General features: G+C 50.6%; 24 protein-coding genes and 1 tRNA gene. 17 read left to right on the forward strand and 8 right to left on the reverse strand.

Annotated elements, in window-relative coordinates:
• Positions 1-7: 7 nt before the first annotated feature.
• Positions 8-253, reverse strand: a complete 246-nt coding sequence (locus BUB38_RS03055; RefSeq protein ID WP_073156883.1) for a hypothetical protein — start codon at positions 251-253, stop codon at positions 8-10.
• Positions 254-381: 128 nt separating this feature from the next.
• Here BUB38_RS03055 and BUB38_RS03060 point away from each other — a divergent pair, with 128 nt between their 5' ends.
• From BUB38_RS03060 to BUB38_RS03110, 12 genes are all read left to right on the forward strand, one after another.
• Positions 382-957 carry a TlpA family protein disulfide reductase gene (locus tag BUB38_RS03060; RefSeq protein WP_083538113.1) on the forward strand — a complete coding sequence of 192 codons (576 nt, stop codon included), beginning with the start codon at positions 382-384 and terminating at the stop codon, positions 955-957.
• Between the two features lie 65 nt (positions 958-1,022).
• Positions 1,023-1,385: a hypothetical protein gene (locus BUB38_RS03065; protein ID WP_073156886.1), complete on the forward strand. Its 363-nt coding sequence runs from the start codon at positions 1,023-1,025 to the stop codon at positions 1,383-1,385.
• A 77-nt stretch (positions 1,386-1,462) separates the two neighbouring features.
• Entirely contained in the window at positions 1,463-1,639 is a 177-nt protein-coding gene (locus tag BUB38_RS16225; RefSeq protein ID WP_158236674.1) for a hypothetical protein, read from the forward strand.
• A 63-nt stretch (positions 1,640-1,702) separates the two neighbouring features.
• Positions 1,703-1,776: transfer RNA gene (locus BUB38_RS03070), tRNA-Arg, on the forward strand.
• A 445-nt stretch (positions 1,777-2,221) separates the two neighbouring features.
• Entirely contained in the window at positions 2,222-3,112 is an 891-nt protein-coding gene (gene metF / locus BUB38_RS03075) for a methylenetetrahydrofolate reductase [NAD(P)H] (RefSeq protein ID WP_073156888.1), read from the forward strand.
• A 155-nt stretch (positions 3,113-3,267) separates the two neighbouring features.
• Positions 3,268-3,792 (forward strand): hypothetical protein, encoded by a 525-nt coding sequence (locus tag BUB38_RS03080; RefSeq protein ID WP_073156891.1) that lies wholly within the window; start codon positions 3,268-3,270, stop codon positions 3,790-3,792.
• A gap of 163 nt (positions 3,793-3,955) precedes the next feature.
• Positions 3,956-5,074 (forward strand): 3-phosphoserine/phosphohydroxythreonine transaminase, encoded by a 1,119-nt coding sequence (gene serC, locus BUB38_RS03085; RefSeq protein WP_073156892.1) that lies wholly within the window; start codon positions 3,956-3,958, stop codon positions 5,072-5,074.
• A 176-nt stretch (positions 5,075-5,250) separates the two neighbouring features.
• Complete coding sequence (locus tag BUB38_RS03090) at positions 5,251-5,568, forward strand: hypothetical protein (RefSeq protein ID WP_139258191.1); 318 nt, start codon at positions 5,251-5,253, stop codon at positions 5,566-5,568.
• Positions 5,569-5,621: 53 nt separating this feature from the next.
• Complete coding sequence (asd, locus tag BUB38_RS03095; protein WP_073156897.1) at positions 5,622-6,473, forward strand: archaetidylserine decarboxylase; 852 nt, start codon at positions 5,622-5,624, stop codon at positions 6,471-6,473.
• A gap of 25 nt (positions 6,474-6,498) precedes the next feature.
• Complete coding sequence (locus BUB38_RS03100; RefSeq protein ID WP_073156900.1) at positions 6,499-7,371, forward strand: hypothetical protein; 873 nt, start codon at positions 6,499-6,501, stop codon at positions 7,369-7,371.
• A 44-nt stretch (positions 7,372-7,415) separates the two neighbouring features.
• Positions 7,416-8,261: a hypothetical protein gene (locus BUB38_RS03105; protein ID WP_073156903.1), complete on the forward strand. Its 846-nt coding sequence runs from the start codon at positions 7,416-7,418 to the stop codon at positions 8,259-8,261.
• A 55-nt stretch (positions 8,262-8,316) separates the two neighbouring features.
• Positions 8,317-8,652 (forward strand): GerW family sporulation protein, encoded by a 336-nt coding sequence (locus BUB38_RS03110; protein ID WP_073156906.1) that lies wholly within the window; start codon positions 8,317-8,319, stop codon positions 8,650-8,652.
• An 85-nt stretch (positions 8,653-8,737) separates the two neighbouring features.
• On the opposite strand, the gene BUB38_RS03115 is transcribed toward BUB38_RS03110, so the two are convergent.
• Together BUB38_RS03115 and dtd are read right to left on the reverse strand one after the other, a co-directional pair.
• Positions 8,738-9,517, reverse strand: a complete 780-nt coding sequence (locus BUB38_RS03115; protein ID WP_254793674.1) for a hypothetical protein — start codon at positions 9,515-9,517, stop codon at positions 8,738-8,740.
• Positions 9,518-9,760: 243 nt separating this feature from the next.
• Positions 9,761-10,195 (reverse strand): D-aminoacyl-tRNA deacylase, encoded by a 435-nt coding sequence (gene dtd, locus BUB38_RS03120; protein WP_073156911.1) that lies wholly within the window; start codon positions 10,193-10,195, stop codon positions 9,761-9,763.
• 68 nt (positions 10,196-10,263) lie between these two features.
• Here dtd and BUB38_RS03125 point away from each other — a divergent pair, with 68 nt between their 5' ends.
• Positions 10,264-10,581 (forward strand): hypothetical protein, encoded by a 318-nt coding sequence (locus BUB38_RS03125; RefSeq protein WP_073156914.1) that lies wholly within the window; start codon positions 10,264-10,266, stop codon positions 10,579-10,581.
• Positions 10,582-10,614: 33 nt separating this feature from the next.
• Here the strand turns inward: BUB38_RS03125 and BUB38_RS03130 are convergent, their stop codons facing one another.
• Genes BUB38_RS03130 through BUB38_RS03145 form a run of 4 tightly spaced genes read right to left on the reverse strand, consistent with a single transcriptional unit; the run spans position 10,615 to position 14,585 of the window.
• Positions 10,615-11,592, reverse strand: a complete 978-nt coding sequence (locus BUB38_RS03130) for an asparaginase (protein ID WP_073156917.1) — start codon at positions 11,590-11,592, stop codon at positions 10,615-10,617.
• A 2-nt stretch (positions 11,593-11,594) separates the two neighbouring features.
• Complete coding sequence (locus tag BUB38_RS03135) at positions 11,595-12,578, reverse strand: hypothetical protein (protein WP_073156920.1); 984 nt, start codon at positions 12,576-12,578, stop codon at positions 11,595-11,597.
• Positions 12,575-13,294 carry a DUF4416 family protein gene (locus BUB38_RS03140; protein ID WP_254794863.1) on the reverse strand — a complete coding sequence of 240 codons (720 nt, stop codon included), beginning with the start codon at positions 13,292-13,294 and terminating at the stop codon, positions 12,575-12,577. Before BUB38_RS03140 ends, BUB38_RS03135 begins: the two co-directional genes overlap by 4 nt.
• 7 nt (positions 13,295-13,301) lie before the next feature.
• Positions 13,302-14,585, reverse strand: a complete 1,284-nt coding sequence (locus tag BUB38_RS03145; RefSeq protein ID WP_139258193.1) for a hypothetical protein — start codon at positions 14,583-14,585, stop codon at positions 13,302-13,304.
• A 157-nt stretch (positions 14,586-14,742) separates the two neighbouring features.
• Between BUB38_RS03145 and BUB38_RS03150 the strand changes: the two genes are divergently transcribed.
• Positions 14,743-16,974, forward strand: coding sequence for a DNA internalization-related competence protein ComEC/Rec2 (locus BUB38_RS03150; RefSeq protein WP_254794864.1), 2,232 nt, complete (start codon positions 14,743-14,745; stop codon positions 16,972-16,974).
• Between the two features lies 1 nt (position 16,975).
• Here BUB38_RS03150 and BUB38_RS03155 read toward each other — a convergent pair whose 3' ends face one another.
• Positions 16,976-17,683, reverse strand: coding sequence for a hypothetical protein (locus BUB38_RS03155; RefSeq protein ID WP_073156929.1), 708 nt, complete (start codon positions 17,681-17,683; stop codon positions 16,976-16,978).
• A gap of 61 nt (positions 17,684-17,744) precedes the next feature.
• On the opposite strand from BUB38_RS03155, the gene hisC reads away from it, so the two are divergent.
• The 3 genes from hisC (at position 17,745) to BUB38_RS03170 (ending at position 20,899) form a co-directional block, all read left to right on the forward strand.
• Positions 17,745-18,836: a histidinol-phosphate transaminase gene (gene hisC / locus BUB38_RS03160; protein ID WP_073156931.1), complete on the forward strand. Its 1,092-nt coding sequence runs from the start codon at positions 17,745-17,747 to the stop codon at positions 18,834-18,836.
• Positions 18,837-18,950: 114 nt separating this feature from the next.
• The gene (locus BUB38_RS03165) at positions 18,951-19,778 is read left to right on the forward strand and encodes an inositol monophosphatase family protein (protein ID WP_073156934.1); all 828 of its coding nucleotides are present in this window, start codon (positions 18,951-18,953) and stop codon (positions 19,776-19,778) included.
• A 47-nt stretch (positions 19,779-19,825) separates the two neighbouring features.
• Positions 19,826-20,899, forward strand: coding sequence for a hypothetical protein (locus tag BUB38_RS03170; protein WP_073156937.1), 1,074 nt, complete (start codon positions 19,826-19,828; stop codon positions 20,897-20,899).
• Positions 20,900-21,003 lie beyond the last annotated feature (104 nt).

Consider the following 21,003-nt stretch of genomic DNA (forward strand, 5'->3'; position numbering starts at 1 on the left):
CTCACGATTAATACGGAAACCATCCGGACACGCAAGGACATTCTTCATCACAGGGTAGAAATTCCTGTCTGAATACCAGAAAGATACCCGATTTTCGCCATTCTGAAGTAGGGTTCCCGTTGGCGGTAATCTCACGAGCCAGAAGTTCCCCCGCCTTGCGCTTGTCTCCAAGACCGCAAAATTCCAGGGAACGTCCCACCATACCCGCATTCTGTTTAGCATTCTGCGCCCCACTCTTCTTTATTCGGCCCATTTTACACCTCTCCTCCCATTATCGTATCCAAAATTCAGTTTGCAAAATTCGATAAAAATCACATTTTGAATATGTAACCACCCCACAAACCAAATAATTTCGTATTTTAAGGCACGAAAAGGAGTTTTATGAGAAAATCCGGTACGCTTTTACAAAATCTGTTTTGTTCTGTTGCATTGACCGTTGCCATTTCTGCAGGAGCCGCCTCCGCCCAGCTAGCCCTGGAACAGCCCAAGATGGCCGACGTCCAGCTCATGCAGGATAGCACCACCAACCAGCCCATGAAAATGGACTTTTCCAAGCCCCTGGCCGGCATCAGCGATCCTGGCATCCTCTTTAGCCATTTCTCTAACCGCCCCCTGCTGATCTACTACTTCAGCCCCAAGTGCCCCCACTGCCAGCGCCACATGCCCGAAATCCAGGACCTGATGAAGGAATATGAAAAGGACGGCCTGACCGGTATCGCCATCGGCCTCGGCGGCGGCATCAAGAAGAACGACATCCGCCTCTTTATCGACCAGTACAAGGTGGTCATCCCCGTCTTCCAGGACTCCGAGTACAAGTTCGCCCCGGCCTACGGCACCGGTTACATCCCCGTGGTCTACCTGGTGAACCCCGACGGGACATTCTACCGCTACGAGACGGTGAACGACGCCAACATGAACCACCTGCGAGCCACCCTGAACAAGATGCTCAAGAAATAGGCTGGACATCAGGTTCACACGCTCTAACTTTTAAAAAGGGACCTCTACGAGGTCTCTTCTTTTTTTTGCAGACCGACAATGCTGTATTCCCCGCACAAAAACAAGGAGAGCTAGACAAGAACAAGAAGTTCATCATTCTTGCTGCGGCAGGCATTCTCGCCGCATGCGGCGCAGCAGCTCTACAGTTTCAGCACCCCATTCGACAGAGAAACCTGCAATGTATCCGCCGACAAGTCCTCCGCCCAATGGGAAAGCCATATAGAAAGTGCAGAAGCAAAGTTCCCTCAGGAACCTGGACGGAAACGGGCTTTGTTGTTTATGATGGGATAATGGAAGAAGTTTTTGAAGATTACATCCCCCACGAAATAAACACCATTTCCATCACAGAAAACACAATCACCTTCAGTTCACCGCAAAACCCAGATTGAGACTTCTACAAGAACGAATTAGAGGCAGCATCAACGGAACCCAGTACTCCTTCACGGACGTCAATCTATACAGAGGAATGAGTTCGGATATAGCGACATTCACCCTTTCCGCAAACGGGAAGCAATGCCAGTACCGTTACATCTACGATCACAAGAAGGAAAACTGCACCTCAGAAAACATTCCCTATATGAACCTCGATGATTACGAAAGCGAAGGGGGATTCTACAAGTGCATCACCAACCTAACAAAATAACAGATCCAGTTGATGAAATAGAATATTTTTGCTATATTCCCGCCACACTTGAGAAAGTAGTATGGTCGAGTAGCTCAGTTGGATAGAGCATCTGCCTTCTAAGCAGAGGGTCGTGGGTTCGAATCCCGCCTCGACTATGAAAGAAGACCACCCCCTGTGGGTGGTCTTTTTTTCATATCCGAGACGTAGAAACTGCAGCAAGCCGCCAGGCTTGCTGCATCCCGCCTGTTCCAACGCAGACCTCATCCCTTTCAGCGATTCTACTAACCATTTCCCGATTTCCGTTACGTTTAGTACGTAGTTTATTACTTTGTTCGCCACAAAATTTGAGTTATAGTCTTATTTTGGGGGCTTTTTTAATAAAAATTTGCATTTTTCGTCCGACTCTCCCCTTTTTTCGGACACTTTTCGTTACTTTATCTTAAAAAATTACTAACTAAAGCACACCTAAGGTCCCCATTTAGTTAGTAAAAACGGCATTTTCACCATTTTGCCCTCAAAAAACATATAGCTTTTTTCTATTGCTAGCCATATAAAAAAAGTCTATTCTATTCCCCATCAATTTTTCCTATCTTACGCACCATGAAAATCGTTGATATTCTCAAGCAAGATAAGATGTCCCTGTCCTTCGAAGTGTTCCCGCCCAAGAAGGAAACCAGTTTTGAAAGCGTGAAAAACGCCACCGAATCTATCGCTGCCCTTGGCCCCGCCTTTATGAGCGTCACCTACGGCGCAGGCGGCGGCGTCAGCCAGTACACCCTGGAAATTGCCAAGAATCTGAAGTCCAAGTTCGGCGTGCCCATGCTGGCCCACCTGACTTGCGTGTCTAGCAGCAAGGAAACCGTGAAGCAGCGCATCGAAGACATGAAGGCTGCAGGTATCACTAACGTCATGGCCCTCCGCGGTGACCTCACTCCGGAACTGATCGCCAACGGCCGTACCGACTGCGACTACCACCACGCCGTGGAACTGGTCCGCGAACTGAAGGAAAGCGGCGCAGACTTCTGCATCGGAGCCGCCTGCTACCCCGAAAAGCACCCCGAAAGTGCCAACCAGCGCGAAGACATCAAGTATCTTAAGGAAAAGGTGGACGCCGGTGCCGACTTCCTGACTACCCAGATGATTTTCGACAACAACCTGTTTTTCAACTTCCTGTACAAGCTTCGTGAAGCAGGCGTTACCTGTCCGGTACTCCCCGGTATCATGCCCATTACCAACGCCAACCAGGTAGAACGAGCCATCAAGCTTTCCGGCTCCTTCATGCCCCAGCGTTTCAAATCCCTGGTAGACAAGTTCGGTAGCGACCCCGAGGCCATGAAGCAGGCTGGTATCATCTACGCCAGCGACCAGATTATCGACCTCTACGCCAACGGAATCACCAACGTCCACGTTTATTCCATGAACAAGCCCGACGTTGCCGAAGGAATCATGAGGAACGTTTCTGCCATCCTGGGCAAGAACTTTATCGCCTAAAATCACAAAAAAAAAGCATTTTTTGCGAAAATCCGCCTATATTCCAACTTGGGCGGATTTTTTTATTCCATTGTTAAAATAAAAGTTTGTTTTTTAAAAATTCAAATTATATATATTGTCTAGGAACCGCCCCTTCTGGGCGAAAAAGGATATATATGATCTCTTACAATGACGCTTACAAGATCGCCGCCGAAATTCACCAGGGACAAGTGGACAAGGCCGGTGGCCCCTACATCGATTTTCTGCAGAATGTTGTTGACAACCTTAAAGCCAAGGGCGAACCTGAAGAAGTGCAAGTCCTTGCCCTGCTTCAAGATACCACAACTGCATCTGCCAAGAAGACTGCTGCGGACCTGGTCCAGATGGGCGTACCCGCCGACCTGGTCGCAAAGATCGAGAAGATGACTTACCACAAGAACCAGAGCTGGATCGACGAATACAGCTGCAAGCTGATGGCCCAAGGCGTTCCCGCCGAAGAAGCCACTTACGAAGCCCGCGAAAAGGAATTCGTCAAGTTCGCCGAAAGCCTGAAGGAAGACCCCGTCATGGCCAAGGCCAAGGCTGCTATCCTTACCACGCTCCTGGAAGACAAGTATATCCGCCGTAACGAACGCCGCGAACTGAAGACCAAGTTCCGTCTGAAGAAATATCAGGCTGCAGTCGAAGCGCTGGGCGTGTAGTTAGGACGGGAAGCCCCCTCCAGACGAAAGTCTATAGACGAGAGTTTCTCTCGTCTTTTTTTGTTAAAACATGTAAAAAGAACTTTCCAAAATTCAAGCTTTTGCTAAATTTACCCGCGTCGAGACCATAAGGTTTCGCAAACATTTAAAAAGGAACATTATCATGGCTAATAAGGTCTATAACTTTAGCGCAGGCCCGTCTGTCCTGCCCGAACAAGCACTCAAGGAAGCTTCTGAAGCATGCATCGACTATGCAAACTCTGGCATCAGTATTCTCTCCATGAGTCACCGTTCAAAGCCCATCGAGAACATGTTCCTCGAAACTGAACAGCTTCTCCGCGACCTCATGGGTATCCCCGCCAACTACGACATCATTTTCCTCGGCGGTGGCTGCTCTCTCTTGTTCTGCATGATGCCGATGAACTTCCTCCCGGCCGACGGCGTTGCCGACTACACCGACACTGGTGTCTGGGCAAACAAGGCTCTCAAGGAAGCAAAGCAGTTCGGTAACGTTAACGTTGCTTGCTCCACCAAGGCTGATGTTTACAACCACATCGACAAGAACCTCCAGCTCAGCGACAACGCAACTTACCTCCACGTTACCGCCAACAACACCATTTACGGTACCGAATGGCACAACTTCCCCAAGCCCAAGTCCGGCTTCCTCATGGCTGACATGAGCTCCGACTTCCTCGCCCGCAAGGTGAACGTGGAAGACTTCGGCGTGATCTACGGCGGCGCACAGAAGAACATCTCCTGCGCAGGCGTTACCGTTTCCATCATCCGTAAGGACCTCCTGGGCAAGGTCGATCGTCAGATCCCCACCATGCTGAACTTCAAGACTCACCTGGACGAAAAGACCGGCGTGAACTCCATGTTCAATACTCCTCCGGTATTCGCAGTCTACACCATGAACCGCACCCTCAACTGGCTCAAGCAGATTGGCGGTGTTGACGCTATCGAAAAGATCAACCGCGAAAAGGCAGCTCTCCTTTACAGCGCCATCGACAACTCCAAGGTGTTCGTCGGTACCGCTGCTAAGGAAGACCGTTCTCTCATGAACGTTCCCTTCGTGTTCAACCGCGAAGTTGTTTCCGAAGAAAAGGATGCAGACATGGCTAAGGACTTCATCGAATTCGCAAAGTCCAAGGGTCTGGTCCAGATCAAGGGTCACCGTTCTGTTGGCGGCTTCCGCGCTTCCATCTACAACGCAATGCCCATCGAAGGCGTGCAGGCTCTCGTCGACTGCATGGGCGACTACGAAAAGAAGATCCTGGGCTAGTCCTAAGACAGCGTAAAGCTGAAAGTTTAAAGGTTAAAGGATTCGTCCTTTAACCTTTTTTTCTTTATCCTTTTCGCTTTATCCTTTATCCTAAAAAGGGTGCTTAGGCATCGGGATTTTTGTTTGCATAAATGATCTGTTGCTACTTTCACCCGAAGAATTTTTACTTTATAGTCATGAAGTTTATTAATGCCATTCTGCTTTCGTTGGTTTTGTCGTTTGGGCTAAATGGCTGTTCCAAAACAGACGTTGTTGTAGGAGGCTTAGTATTTGGAACCTACATGATACTTGATGCGGGCTCCCAAGACACTAAGAAAACGGATTCCACGGCGATTGTTTCAGACTCCTCAAAAACGGATTCTACAACTCAAACCACAAGTGCCGCAAAGAATGCACTTTCCTTTCTAGGATATACGATTGCGATAGGCCTCATCGTCGGACTTCCCGTCTTACTGGTTGTATTGATGGGGGCAAGTCCCGGCCTTGGGGGCTGACGACAGGATAAAAAAAGAACCCGAAGCATCGGGATTTTTTTATCTTTACTCTTATGAATTCTGCTTTTTACGTCTTTATGAAGTTGCTGCCCAAGAACGCAGCCAGCCGCGCCTTTGGCGCAATCACTCGTCTTCGTTTGCCGATTATCAGCAAGGTGGCTCGCAACATGTTCTGCAGCTACTACAAGTTGAATATGGACGAATCCGAGTACCCGCTGGAACATTACGCCAACATCGGCGAGCTGTTCATCCGCAGGTTAAAGCCGGGCATGCGTCCCATTGCAGACACCGAAATCGTAAGCCCTGTAGACGGCGTTCTTTCCCAGACAGCAACTTTCGACGAAAAGCAGGAACTGATTCAGGCCAAGGGCAAGACCTACACCCTGAAGGACCTGCTCCGCGACGACGAAATGGCCAAGCGTTTTGAAGGCGGAGCCTTCGCTACCATTTATCTGGCCCCGTTCAACTACCACCGCATCCATAGCCCCGTCAACGGTCAGGTGCTGGACGCCAGCTACTGCCCGGGTACTTTGTGGCCGGTGAACGTAGGCAGCGTGGAACGTGTGGAAGGCCTGTTCTGCATTAACGAACGCCTGACCAGCCACATCCGCCTGGAAGATGGATCCGAAATCCTGGTCGTGAAAGTGGGCGCCACCAACGTGGGCCGCATCGGTGTTGCCTACACCGACGAACTGCTGACCAACGCAGGCAAGCTCCCCCGTGACCAGAAGCGCTTCGACTGGATGCCCAAGGCCCCTATCGCCGTAGAAAAGGGTGGCGAACTGGGCCGTTTCGAAATGGGCAGCACCGTGATTCTCGTGGTGGACAAGAAGATCCGCGAACGCAATCCGGAACTGTTCAAGAACCGCGTAGGCCAGGCTGTAAAGGTGGGCGAAGCCCTCTAACCTAGAGCGTTCCGATCCCTCCGCAATGGCAGTTTCCATCGGCAAATTCATTCAAGACAATCCCGCGTTGTTCAAGGCGACAGCGGGATTTGTCGCTTTATTCAGGGACCTGCAGGATCCTGTCGTAGCCGTAACGCGGCACTGCAAAACTATCGAGGAAAAGGTGGGCTGGGTTTTACTGGGCACGGCATTATTCCAGAATTGCAGCTACCCGGAATTCGCAAACCTGATGCGAGCACTCCACGAGAGGTTCCCTGGAGACGCTCTATGGAAACTGCCTGTCCCCAAGGAAGAAGAAATCAACAACTGCGAGGAATCCGTCTTTCACACCCGCAGTTGGGAACTGTTTGATCATGCCGCAGGCATTTTCTGGAGCGTGGGCGCCTTTATGCGGAACCACGGCGCAGGCCCCGACCACAAGGGGAACAATAGCATCACCGATTACGTCGCCTCCCGCCCCCCCGAGGAACTCTGGCGAGACCTGGGCGAAATCTACTTCATGGGAAAATCCAACCCGAGGCCCAAGGCTTGCGCCGCCATCTACCGTCTGATTACAGAAGAACCGGTAGGCCTTGGACTCCGCTGCAAACCTACATCCAAGATGCCCCACCTGCCCCTGACCATGGGCGCCCGCCGTTACATTTCTATTCTCGGCCCTGCCAGCAGCGAAAATGGCGGAGACGGATTCGCCAACATGACCCCCAAGGAAAAACAGGTCATGGCCAACCAGCTATTTGTAGCCCTGGCCAAGGAAATCCAGGCGTCCCCCTACCTCTCGTCTCACAGTATGCAGTACTTCCTGGAGAATGGCAAGGATGGGTTCATTTGTAGACAAGTGACCGACCACTGCAAAAAATGCCCCCTCCATGAGTTCTGCAATTACGCCGAAAAAAAGTGACGAACCCCAAACAGAGAGCCTCACAAATACTAAATTCAAACTGTATGAAGTTCCACAAGAAAATGATGAAGGCAGGTCTTTTTGCCGCCCTGATGCAAGCGCTACTCCTTTGCGCCTGTCAGCAGGAAGAGGTTAAGCCCGTAAGCCTGGAAGAGCTGACTTACAAGTCGGTAAAGCCCATCATTGCCGCAGTGGATTCAAGTATGGTCGGCGACATTTCCGCTCTGCAGAAGCGCATCGAAATCCGCTACCCGATTCTGGAAGGCGACACTCTGGACGTAACCATTCTGGAATTCAAGAGCGACGTGTACGCCCTGGATTACTACATGAACAGCGGACGATTCCAAGGCAGCGCCCCCATCTTGCGCGGTAGTTTTTTGGAACAGAGTATCCGTGCCGACCACAGGATTTTCATTTTCAGGCACGACAGCTTTAGACGCTACGAACGAAGCGACCTGGAAAACTACGTACGTCGATTCCCCGGATTCCACGGCGGATTTCCCCAGGCTTTCTTAAGTCTGCCCTTCGAAAATCGCGAACAGGGCAAGACCTCCATCCAGACAAAGTACTTCATGGGAGTCAAGTCCACCTTCCCCGTGCTTGTACAGAGCTACCGCGATGGCAACCTCCGCTGGAACGTGGCCCGCAGCTGGGACCAGGAAGAAGCCGAAGCTTTCGAAAGCTGGATCCAGAACTTGAACATTGTTGAACCCAAGGGCATCTTCCCCAGCAGCGACTGCGTCTATTTTGCTGCAGGCGAAGGGGCAAACGGAATCGCAACCCAGTTGGCAGGTGGCCGCATCGCCGTCGTCTGGGGATTCCTCAGCTGGCCCGATCTGGAACGCAAATTCTTTACCGCCAGCGACCGCATTTACGAAGCTCGATATTAAGGTTTAACGTTCATCCAGGCAAAACAACCTAGGAATTTATAACTATATTAGAATTATGGCTATTGAAAAACTCGCAGAAACTCTTTTAGAAAAGCTCCGCTTTATCACCCAGGCAGAAACTGTAATCGGCAAGCCCATTGAATCCGGCGACACCATCATCGTTCCCGTCAGCCGCGTTTCTGTCGGTTTTGGTTTCGGCGGACATTCCAGCAAGGGCGACACCTCCGCTTCCGGCGGCGGCGCTTCCGTAGATCCGGTTGCATTCCTGGTGATCAAGGGCGACGACGTTCGAATCATGCCCATCAGCAAGGACAGTTCCATTATGAGCAAGGTCATGGACCTGGTTCCCGATGTAATGAACAAGTTCAGCAAGAAAAATAGTGAAGTCTAATAGACAACGCATACTATAAAACAAGATGTATAGAAACGGCCCGCTATCGCGGGCCATTTTTCGTGCGCTAAATTTCTGCGTCAGACTAATGAGCTTCCAGGGTATTGACGTCGGTGGTGAACATCTTCTGCAGTCGAGCTCCAAAGGGTTCCGCCCATTCCTTTTCCGGAGCGACACGGCTAGCAGTCGACGCGGTATATTCCGAATAGGTCAAGAAGACCAATTCCCCATAACGGGCATCCCAAAGGGTCCATAGGATCTTCCAGGTAAAGCCACCGGACTTGCCCAGATCAGGATCCATAAATACATCAAGACGCACCGGGATAGAAATATAGCGCAGACCATAGCGGCTAGCGGTATTGTTCAGCAAATTCTTGAGAGGTGTAGGCACCACACGGGTAAAGGGCTGCTCGATACCTTCGCGGTCCTGCCACGGGGTAAAATCTTCAAGAGGCAAATTATCGGCGAATTTGAAATTCAGGAAAGCGGCAGACAGCGTATCCAGGTAGCTGGAATCGGCGTCAGGCAGACGCATTCCCGGGAGCATCAGCTCGCGCTGCATCTTGGGGAAAGCCTTTACGAAGATGGAGTCTTCAACGCGAGCCAGATCAAAATCCAAGGCGTCGGCGCTGTAACTGTGGCAGAAGCGGCAGGTTTCGGGTCGCTTGGCATTTACCAAAAGCGAAGGGAACACGCCTACTACGGCATTGGAATCCAGGCGGTTATAGGCAGCCACATTCCATTCGCGGTAGAACTTTTCGTCGGTGATTTTCAGTTCGATATCGCCACGCTTACCGCACTCATCGCAGGGAGTATCCATCATGCCGGAATCACCGGCAGATTCGCCGGGAGCATCGTCACGCATACCCGCGCACGAAATCATAAAAGAAGACAAGAACAGGGCGAAAAAAAGTAAGACGACTTGAAATTTTATTTTGCGCACATTATCCTCGCAATGGGCGGTGAGTTATGAGGTATGAGGTATGAGGTGTGAGGTGTGAGGTGTGAGTTATATTCTCTACACTTTAACCTTTTCGCTTTAGGCCGTTCGCTCTAGGTAGCGGAGCTACCGACCTCGCACCTCTAGCGAGGCTTGCCGAGCGAACCTTTATTCCAGCATGATGGTGAACGGGCCGTCATTGACTAGACTTACTTGCATGTCGGCACCGAAGCGACCTGTTTCCACCTTGGCAATTTCCTTGCGGCATTGTTCAATGACGTATTCATACAGTTCATTGGCAAGGGTCGGATTTCCGGCACCATTGAAGGTGGGTCGATTCCCCTTGTTGCAGTTGGCGTACAAGGTGAACTGGGAAACCAGCAGCAACTCGCCGTTTACGTCCTTGATGCTCAAGTTGGTCTTGCCATTTTCGTCGGCAAAAATCCTAAGGTTCATCATCTTGCGGATCAGGCGGTCTGCCTCTTCGCGGGTATCGGTTTCGCCAACCCCTATTAAGACCATATAACCCTGGTTTATCTGTCCGACGGTCTCGCCGGCGATATCCACCTGGGCCTTTTTTACTCGCTGGATTAGAAATTTCATATGACAAAATATAGACATTCAGACGATATATTAGTGGCTATATTTACCCCTAACTTTACGAGGAATTTATGAAGCGTCTAATTTTGATTTCCATGATTGCAGCAGCCTGCCTTACCGCATGTGGCGAGGAAGCCAGCGAAACCGCCAGCAAGTACGCCAACAAGGCCAAAAAGGCAGCTACCGAAGCTGCAGATGTAGTCAAGGATAAAGCAAGCGATGCAGCAGATGCTGCTAAAGACAAGGCTAGCGACGTAGCAGATGCAGCCAAGGACAAAGCTAGTGATGCAGCCGACGCCGCTAAATCTACAGCCAAGGACGCCGCAAACGCCGCCCTAGACAAGGCCGAAGACGCTATCAAGGCCGCCAAGGAAAAACTGAATCAGTAATGTTCCTGCGAAAGTTACGCAACGAACCCGCAATCAGGCGTTTTCGAAAATTTTAGCCAGACGCGACGGATTTTTGGTCTGGGTCAAGGCCAGTCGCAAAAGAACTGCAGCCTTCTGAGGAGGCAGTTCACCGGCGCTGATTCTGGCCACACTTTCGGGTGCCAAAGCCAGATTCCTGTTCAGGGTAACCACACCGTGGTTAATTCGAGTAGCCACAACCACAGGGATGTCGACATTAGCCAATGCACGGGACCACGGAAGGCTAAATTCTCCACTGCCGGCCCCAGCAATCACGAGTCCGTCTGAAATGGCCGAGGCAAATTCCAGCAGGCGGGGGTTCGCGTCTACGGCGAAGTACACCACATGAACTCTAGGCAGTTCCGTCACGCCGGAAATATCAAAAAACGGGGATTCGCAGGCATTGTCAAAGTCAGCCGTCCCAGATCCAGGGAAATCGATTCCCATGGGCTGCAATTCGCTGGCGCTGCATTTCTGAACTCTGCGAGCATCAAACAGGTCGCCTCCGAAATAAACCCACACGTTATTTCCAACGGGTTCATCTTCTAGAGCAAAGCCAACAGCACTCTGTACGGCACCCAGCAAGTTAGCCGGGCCATCCGGTTCCTTGGCAGTGGCAGGGCGCATCGAGCCAGTCAGCACAACCGGCTTCTCGGTTCGCAAAGTCAGACTGAGGAAGTAGGCCGTTTCATCCATGGTATCGGTACCATGAGTTATGACGAACGCATCAACCAGTCCAGAGGCGGATCCATCCTCGGCAAGTTCGTCGATACGCTTGGCCAGCTTAAGCCACAGTTCGCCCGTCATGTCGTCAGAATTCACATTGCAGAACTGCTCCACCGTCACATCGGCGTAGTCTGCAATTTCAGGAACGGCAGCCACCAGGTCTACACCGGCAATCTGCCCCGATACATAGCCCGTATTGGCACCGGCTTCACCAACACCGGCAATAGTTCCACCAGTCGCAAGGATAACAACTTTCTTTTTCGCCATGGTCAGACCTCATTCAAAAGCTGTTGGGCAGTCACTCCATAAAATTTCTGCAGGGCTTCATCGGCGCTCATGGAGCTTAGGCTCTTGATAAAATCACGGAACCGTGTAAAGTCAGCATTCCTTTTCAGCATTCCCTCCACCATTTTCTGGGAATACCAGTAAAGCTTTACCGCCTCATCGGTACGGGTCTCTCCAACAAAGGGAGCCGACAGCACATCCAAGGAAGGTTCACTTCCGGCGGGTCTAGCCACGTCATTGCGGCTTGCATCTACAACCTGGGCAATACCTTCGTTGGCCCAGGTGGGAATTTTTACGCGGACCATGGCCCTAATAAAGGCGTGAGTCAATTCATGAAACAGCATGGGGCGATAGACTTCACGATACTGCATGACATTTACAGGAATACGAAGCTTTCCGTCAAATAGGGCTCCTGCCCAAGCAGGACGACCACCAACACCGCCATGATCTTCTGATTCATAAAGCACCACCTGCAACTTATTTTCGGGGCGGAAATCAAACAGGTGGCAAAGGGAATCGTAAGCGACTTCCAACACCGAGAGGGCTTCCAGCACATCGCTGCGAGAGGGGCGTCCATCAAATTCCAGTCGGAAATGGGCGGAACGTTCCAGGCCCAATGTTTCCATTTCTCGAATGAGCATCTTGGATTTTTCGGTTAGATATTCCAGATCCCCATTGCTGTAACCCAGTCCAGAAATGTAGGCGATGCAGTCTTCGTAGCGTTCCTGTTCCAGCAGCACACCCGCCATATGCAATTGCAAGTTGCGATCTTCGGGAGTTTCAGAAAGCAGCACTTTCAAATCCTTCTCGGCGCACTTCCAATCCCCGGATTCCAGACAGGCGTTGGTCTCTTCAACCAGGGCATTATGCTTTTCGATGGCGGCATTTTCTGCCAGGCGAACACGTAGCTGATGGCCTCCATATAAAAAGGCAACCACGACCACAACAATCAAGCACAAGCGTTTCATAGGCGGCAAGAACCCTCACCACCAGCCGCTTTAGCCTTTTTATACTTTTGCCCCTCCGGTGCCAAAGTAGGCGGCTCGGTCATGTCGGATTGCAAGCTATCCGCCGCGACTCTCGCCTTTTTATACTTTTGCCCCTCCGGTGCCAAAGTGGGCGGCTCGGTCATGTCGGATTGCAAGCAATCCGCCGCGACTCTCGCCTTTTTATACTTTTCTCTTATCAACTGAAGGTCGTGTTGGTAGGGGTTGCGGGTAAAGTCTTCGAAGGCCCAGGCTGTAGGGTGAAAAACGCCCTTGGCATAGGTCAGCAGCATATCCAGCCACACGCCCTTCCCGGCGTAAAGTTTAAAAGGTCCGCGCTTGTAGCTAGGCAACACCACCTTATCCAAATCCATATAGCCGATGTCGATATTCACATGGCGGTGATCTGGATTCTCGCTGTTGGCAGTAGTCAATTCCAGTGCGTTGCTCCGCTCCTTTTCATCGGCGATGGTCTCAGGCGAAATGCATTTCTCCAAAGAAACCACTCCACGGTAAAGACCATCCCCCATTTCAGGGGTATAATAATTGGTCCTGTCAAAGGCAAAAAGTTTTCCCTTATGCCGAATCGGCCCCCAAGTCTTTTCGAGAAGTTCAATCACAGAGGGATCCCATTCAGCACCCTTCTGCAAAACAAAGGCTATCAGCTGAGCCTGTTCACTAAATTGAGAAGCTTTCATAAAAACCTTAATGAGGGAAAATCATCAAACTGGAACGAATGATTTCCAGCTGTTCCTTCGAGAACTGGGAATACCTGACATCAGAAACAACAGGGTACATGAAGTTGTCTGCATCGGGACACTGCTCCAATGTGAAATTATAGTCAGCCTTCGCTTCGCGTCTCATCCTCATTCCAGGAATACGGAAGTCCACCTCACCTTCTGCAGATTCCTTCACTAAGCCACTGCGCTGAAGTTCCGGACAATAGGGTGTGTCCTCCAGACCGTCTTCGTAATTGGAGAAATCATAATAGGCACTCATATCCCTCATAGTAGAGGTCGTATGGCGAAGTCCAAAGAAGTGTCCGGTTTCGTGCAAGGCTGTTTCCACAATTTCATCCATAGTCAAAGGAACTGACGACCCGCGGCTTCGCGTATGCGTTCCAAGCAACACGGTGCTGCCTTCACCAGCTTCCATATTACCGCTAAAAAGATTCGAGAAGCCAACAACGCCATCACTATAGATTGAGTGAACCAGAATCAATTCCAGAGCCGATTCCATATCGGGCCAGCCAGTCAATTCGCAAAGCATGGTATCCCTTGAAGATCTTCCGGCAACCCACGGTTCATCAGCCGGATAATTCTTGCCCACCCAGGGGTGATCCTGGGCGTAGCTCACATACAGGGTATCGATGGTCACGCTGGAATAATACTTGCGGAACCTTTTCAGCAGTTCATCGGAAAATTCCTCAATGGTAAAACCATCCAAAGTCTCGGCCACATTTCCTACAGCCACCAAATTCAAGGACATGTGATCGGAGTAGGCTCCCTTTCCCTTAAATTCGACATTCCTTGTGGAGCCCTTATAAAATCCGCGGTTCATTTCCAGCGAGGTCGCCCATTGAGCCATATCATTTTCGTCGCAGGTAAACTTATACACAAAACGGCCATTACTTTCGGTAGCCGAAATCACGCGGACCTTGGAAGCATAATAGCTGTCCCCCTTTACATCAAGTCTAAAAAGTTGCAGCCTGGGAGCTTCGGTAGCCTCCCCCTTGTCAAAGGACAGTTCGTAGGTAGCCTTAGGATGAACAAGCAACCTGATACCGTGAGCCAACTGGGCATCCACAGAATCATTGTTGGCCTTGTCATTGGGGAACATCTGAAAGAACAATCCACTGTCGGGCAACAAGGTCACTTCGGTTTCCTCATCGGAATCGAAGATACAGCCCATCATGCCAAGGCAAACCGCCAGCATCCACAACAACAAGGATTTCTTCAACATATTTTTACAGAAATTTTTCATTTTCATAGGTTCCTAATTCCCCAAAGATACGTGTATAGAAAAAAGATAGAATTTTGGGAGAATTCAGCCGATGAAGCACTTTTCAACTAGTATAAAAAATGTTTTCTGCAATCTTCAAGACCTGTTAACAGGAATCCAGGGAAAACCGGCCCTATGGGGAGCCATGGTTTTCATCGTCACTTTGATCACCTTCGACGCCCCCGTCTATGGAATTCCCCTACTGATTCTTTGTCCCTTTTTGATCCACGTTGCCTCCCGCCACTTGCAAAAGGCCTCCCTTGCGGCCCTGATTCTAGCCCTAATCAGCCACTACGCATTGCATAGCCCCATAAACCCGATTAAGTCCCAAGACGTTCCTCAACAGGGTTGCGGCATCGTCGAGACGATTCAAAAAAAATCCAGCGGTCTAGCCGTCATCATCAACAGCGGTTCTAACAAAATAAGACTCACCGAAAAACGGGACCTCCCCATTATGCCCATGGCCGGAGATTCCATTTGTTACGAAGCCAGCTGGTACCCAGTCAATCCGCCAACCGTTCCAGGTGCGTTTGATACACGGCAATGGCTGCAATCACAAGGATTAACCGCCTACGGAAAATTCAAGCACTGGGATGTCTATAGCCACCGACTAGTTCCCGAACGATACTTCTATAAATTCCGACAATGGATAGCCCGCAGATTCGCCGACTACCTGGACCCAGCCGAAACAGGACTCTTGCTCGGGCTACTTGCCGGCGACAAGAGCGGAATACCCGACGCCCTCCGCAGCGACTTTCAGAGGACGGGGCTTGTGCATGTGCTAGCCATCAGCGGATTCCATGTGGTACTGCTGGCAGGAATGCTCATGATTCTTTTGAAAGCAACAGGCCTCCCCCATCACATAGTGCGTCTGTTGGCGGTATTACTGCTATTGCTCTACATCCCTGTAACCGGAGGTTCTCCTGCCGTGCGACGGGCCGTCATCATGTTCTCGGTCCCTCTAATAGGAGCCACCTTCCAAAAGCAGCCCAACCCATTAAACAGTCTGGGAATCGCCCTATTCATCATCATGTTCCCGGAACCTGAAGTCATCTGGAATCCAGGCTTTCAGCTATCCGTGGCGGCTACGGCGGGCATCATCATTAGCGGCCCTCTAAATCCACTACAGGGTCTCCCCAAGAAACTGACCAAGAACAAACTATGGGCGTTTTTTCAAGGAGCCATACTGGAACCTACCTACGTCACCTTTTGCGCCACCCTTTCTACAGCCCCCTTTCTCATCCATCATTTCAAGACTTTGTCGCCCGTTGCCTGGTTCGGAAACATCGTCGTTGTGCCAGCCATTTCCATGGGTATGCAGGCTGGCCTATTTGCCTTGCTATCGCCCCTCGATATTTTAAGGCAAAACTTCTGCTATGCCGCCAAATTCTTTTTGCGTCTGGCCACCCTGTTAACGCGATTACTGTCCGACTCTTCGGAAGCCTCCGCCACGGTGGGCCCCTTCGGCCCTGCGTTACTCCTTCTGCTGGGGCTGGTGATACTGCTGGCCCCTGCCGCAAAAAAGAACCGCCTTGTCCAGAAATTTTACCTGACGAGCCTTCTCGTATTTTGCGGAACATTCGCCTACGGAAATTTCATAAAGGCTAGCGTTCCCAATTGGCAATTAACCACCCTAGATATAGGCCAAGGCGACAGCCACCTGCTTACAACTCCATCCCAAAAACATTTCCTCATCGACGCCGGTGACGGAACCCAGAACACCATCGTCCCCTACCTGCACCACATCGGAGTTTCCCACCTCGACGCCTTTATCATCACCCACCCGGATCTGGACCATTACGGCGGAGCCCTTTCCCTGATTAAGACATTCCCTGTAAAAGAATTGTGGATTACGGATTGTGCCCGCATAGAAGACAAGTCTAACTGGCAAAAATTCATTCAGGAAGCATACAGCCGAGGCATAATCATTCGGGATATGGAACGTGGATTGCTATGGAAAGAACATCTTTTCCAGATTGAAATTCTTCATCCGGTTACCCGCCGGTGTGTCGACGTAAACACCCAGAGCATCACACTGCGGGCCAAGGGATTGGGACACTCCGCCCTACTTACAGGCGATCTGACTATTGCAGGAGAAAAGGAAATCATGAACACAGATATGTACATAAAAAGTGATGTCCTGAAATTAGGACATCACGGATCAAAAACGTCTAGCAGTCGAGTCTTTCTGCAAAAGGTGCAACCCCAGTTAGCTATTGTTTCTAGCGGGCGACACAACCGCTTTCGCCACCCCAGCAAGCAGGTCATCCAACGGCTGGATTCCCTTGGAATACCTTACGTGAATACCGCCGAAAAAGGGACCATCCACATTTTATTTTCAAGGGAAGGCGTGCAGACAAGCACCATGCTAGAATAAATTACAGCGAAGTCAAAACGTAGAGGGCAATGCTCTTCTGGTCGTTATTGGATTCCTGCAATACGCCGATATCGAATTCTACGCGGACTCTAGCACCACCTAGAGCCAACTCCATCTTGGGGATGATATCCAGCATGAAGTCATCCTTGAGGTAGCCCACGCTACCCGAGGAATTCACCTCGATCATCAAGAGGAAGGACTTTCCAAAATGCAAAGTGGGAATGGTTCCTACGGCGAATTTCACATAGCCGTCTTCGCCAGTTACACCCTTCAGAAAACCTGCACGGGCCTCATAACCATTGGAGAAATTCTTGGCGATGAAATATTCCTTGCCATAAGTCAGCACCAAGGCTCCACCGTTATCACGGTTCAAGCCGAAGTAACCGTCAATTTCAAAAAAGGCTCCGTTAAAACGGTAGCGGGTACCGAAGTCTACGGAAGTTTCCACATTGTCCAGCTGATTGTAAGTGTACACATCCAGCTTGGCACCGATATCCCAGTCCTTGGCCAGCTGACCCATGATGTTCACGGGGAACAGCACATTGCTGCCAAAATCAGAACGCAGGCCAACACCGGCGGCGAACTTGGGAGACGGTCTGAAATCAGGGCCATAAGTATAGCGCATGTTCCAGATACGGTCCAGGGCGAAACTGTTAGCTGCAAACATTGCAACCACAAAGGCGAAAATGGCAAGACGTAAATTTCTCATACTGCCCAAAGTTAGCTAAATTTTGTCCAGCCTTTTGTAGGCTCATTCAAAAGAGGATATTATGATCGATCCGCGTCCCGAACTTTCTAAGCTTTCTGACTACGTCCCTGGCAAGTCCATGGATGAAATTCGTGCCAAGTACGGCCTTACCGAAGTGGTAAAGCTGGCTTCCAACGAAAACCCCCTCGGCCCTTCCCCCAAGGCCAAGGAAGCCTACCTGAAGATCGTGGACACCTTGCATCTGTATCCTCGCGGAGACGCTCCCACCCTGATTAACGCCCTTGCCGAATTTTACGGTGTCAAGACCAGCCAGTTGGTGCTGGGTAACGGTTCCGACGAAATCATCGACATGGTAGGCAAGGCATTTATCCGTCAGGGCGACAACTGTGTGGGCATTACCCCCACCTTCAGCGTCTACAAGTTTACCACACTCTCCAACGGTGCCGATTTTATTGGCGTTGGGGTCGGCGAAGAAAAGACCGACTTGAATAAGTTGGCCGCTGCCATTAATGAAAAGACCCGCGTGGCCTTTATCTGCAGCCCCAATAACCCCACCGGCGTTTACTACACAGGCGCAGAACTTGAAGAATTTTTGAGCAAGGTTCCCTCCAACGTGATGGTGTTCCTGGACGAAGCCTACGCAGAATTCGCCACCGCTGAAGATTACCCTCGCATGTTCGAAATGATCGCGAAGTACCCCAACCTGCTTATCAACCGCACCTTCAGCAAGATCTACGGTCTGGCTGGCATCCGCCTGGGCTACGCCATTTCCAGCGAACAGGTCATCAAGGCCATGTGGAAGATCAAGCCGCCTTTCGACATTAACCTGGCCGCCCAGGCAGCCGCAATTGCCGCCCTCGGCGACAAGGAACACGTGGAACGTACCCGCCAGCTGAACGCCGACGGCATCAAGGTCCTGAAGCCCTTCTTCGAAGGTCTCGGTTTCAAGGTGCTGCCCACCCAAGGCAACTTCATCTGCGTCCACATCGGCCCTAAGGCAAAAGAAATGGTGCAGTTCCTGGAAGAAAACGGCATGATTATCCGCGGCCTCACCAGCTTCGGTTTGCCGGAACACGTCCGCATTACCTTGGGCAAGCCTGAAGAAAACCAGTTCTTGATGGATCTTGTTAAGAAGTGGACAAAACAGGTATGAGGGCGCAGCGGCGCTGCTTTGAGGTATGAGGGCGCGACTTCGTCGCTTTGAGGTGTCATCCTGAACGACCCTATATGTCATCCTGAACGAAGTGAAGGATCCAGAGAGGTTACAATGAGCGCAACAAAAGAAAATCTTGATTTGTTAAACATTGCCCTGAAGGCTGCCGAACTGGCTCAGGGTAACATCCTAAAGTATTTCCAGAACGATGTTGGCGTGGAATGGAAAGCAGACAAGACTCCTGTGACCATCGCCGACAAGAGCACCGAAGAACTTTGCCGCGAATTCTGGGCAAAGGAAACTCCGGGCTTCGGCGTCATTGGTGAAGAATTTGGAATCGAAAGTCCCGATGCAGAATACCAGTGGGTCATCGATCCCATCGACGGCACCAAGGCATTCATCCACGGCGTGCCTCTGTTCGGTACCTTGATTGCACTATACCGTCGCGGCGAAGCAATCGCCAGCCTTATCCGCATCCCGGCCATGAACACCGCTGTTTGGGCCGTGAAGGATGGCGGCGCATTCCTCGGTAGCAGCGCACAGGACTGCCGCGTCTCCAAGTGTTCCAAGGTGGAAAAACTTTCCGACGCCCTGGTTCTTTCCGGCACCGTCAACACCATGGAAACTGCAGGCTATGGCGAACAGTACGCAAACGTCCGTCGCGCAGCCCGTCTCCACCGCGGTTGGGGCGACTGCTACGGTTACTACCTGGTAGCCGCAGGCCGCGCCGAACTGATGATCGACCCCATCGTTTCCCTCTGGGACATCGCCCCGTATCCTCTGCTTTTCTCTGAGGCAGGTGGCAAGTTCAGCATGCTGGACGGCAGAACCGAACTGTTCGATGCCAACGGCAAGCCCGTCGCCCCCATTTACGAAGGCTACACCAGCTTCGCATCCAATGGACTCATCCACAACGAAGTTGCAGGGTATTTCAAGAAGTAATATCAAAGCCGTAGATTACGGCAAAACAGGTTAGAAGGAGACAACAAATGAAGTTCACAAAAATTACAACTGCAATTTTTACAGTTGCATTAACTGCTTTATCCTTAATCGCATGTGGCGACGACAGTTCCGGGACTGCAGCCTCAAACAATCCGTTTTCACCTACTGGCGGATATGTTTATCAGCTTTCCGTCGACGAAGCATCCAGAACACTTATTGTTTCCATGTCACGAGAAGTCGGCGACTGCGCCCTTGTAGATGGGGAACCACAATGGCTCAACGGAGGCTTAAAAGTTCATGCAGATACCAATACGTACGAAATCAAGGGAGATACTTTGATCCTCCACACCTTTAAGACCTATGATGACGAAGTTTACGATCGCAAAAACTTTCTTATTGGCAAAAACAATGGTCGCCTATATGGTACTTGGGAAGCGCTTCTTTGCGATGATGACGATGACGACGGAGTGCAAGAGTGCAGCCTCTCACCTTACGCCACAGAAACAATCACTTTCACCCAATCAACAGCCACTGTCAACTTTAGTTTAAGAGAAAATGCTGATTTCACAAAAACGGATCTAGCCTACTACATTGTACAGGCTCTCTACAATGGTTCCGGTTTCCACGAAATCTACGCCAGCGATTTTGACGATCAGGATCAGGGAGGCCCGGAGTTCGACGTTTTCCTGCAAGAAAACAACATTACGTATCAAAAAGTAAGCAACAAGCAAGCGAACTTCACCATTAACGGCCAAGTCTACACCTTTAGCCTCACCTCTGCAGAAGAATCAATGGAATCAAGGCTGGTAGAAGCAACCGTAACCACGCTTTCCTCCACTTGCTACCTAAAAGATTTAAAAGAACAGATTACCAGGGAAACCTGCAATAGTCGCGACATCTACGACATGAGCGGGTTCCACGAATGCGGCATTGAATACGAACCAGACAGCATTGTTTACAACCAACTCATTCACGAAAACCACCTTACGAACATCGATGAATTCCGTGAATGCATTCGTAGTATTGCTCAACAGCCAAGTTCAAACATTCCCCTTCTGTATAAAAGAGCAGCTAAGGAGTCAAGGCATTCCAAGAAAAATTCCTGGTTTGCAAAATTCTAATCTAGCCTGCAACAACACAACGCAATTTGTATAAAAAACAGCCTCGGAGAAATCCGGGGCTGTTCTTGTACCAGACTTTCGTCCAGCGCTTTGGGGTTAGGAGG

Origin of the sequence: Fibrobacter sp. UWH5, assembly GCF_900142505.1 — a bacterium.
Taxonomy (GTDB): domain Bacteria; phylum Fibrobacterota; class Fibrobacteria; order Fibrobacterales; family Fibrobacteraceae; genus Fibrobacter.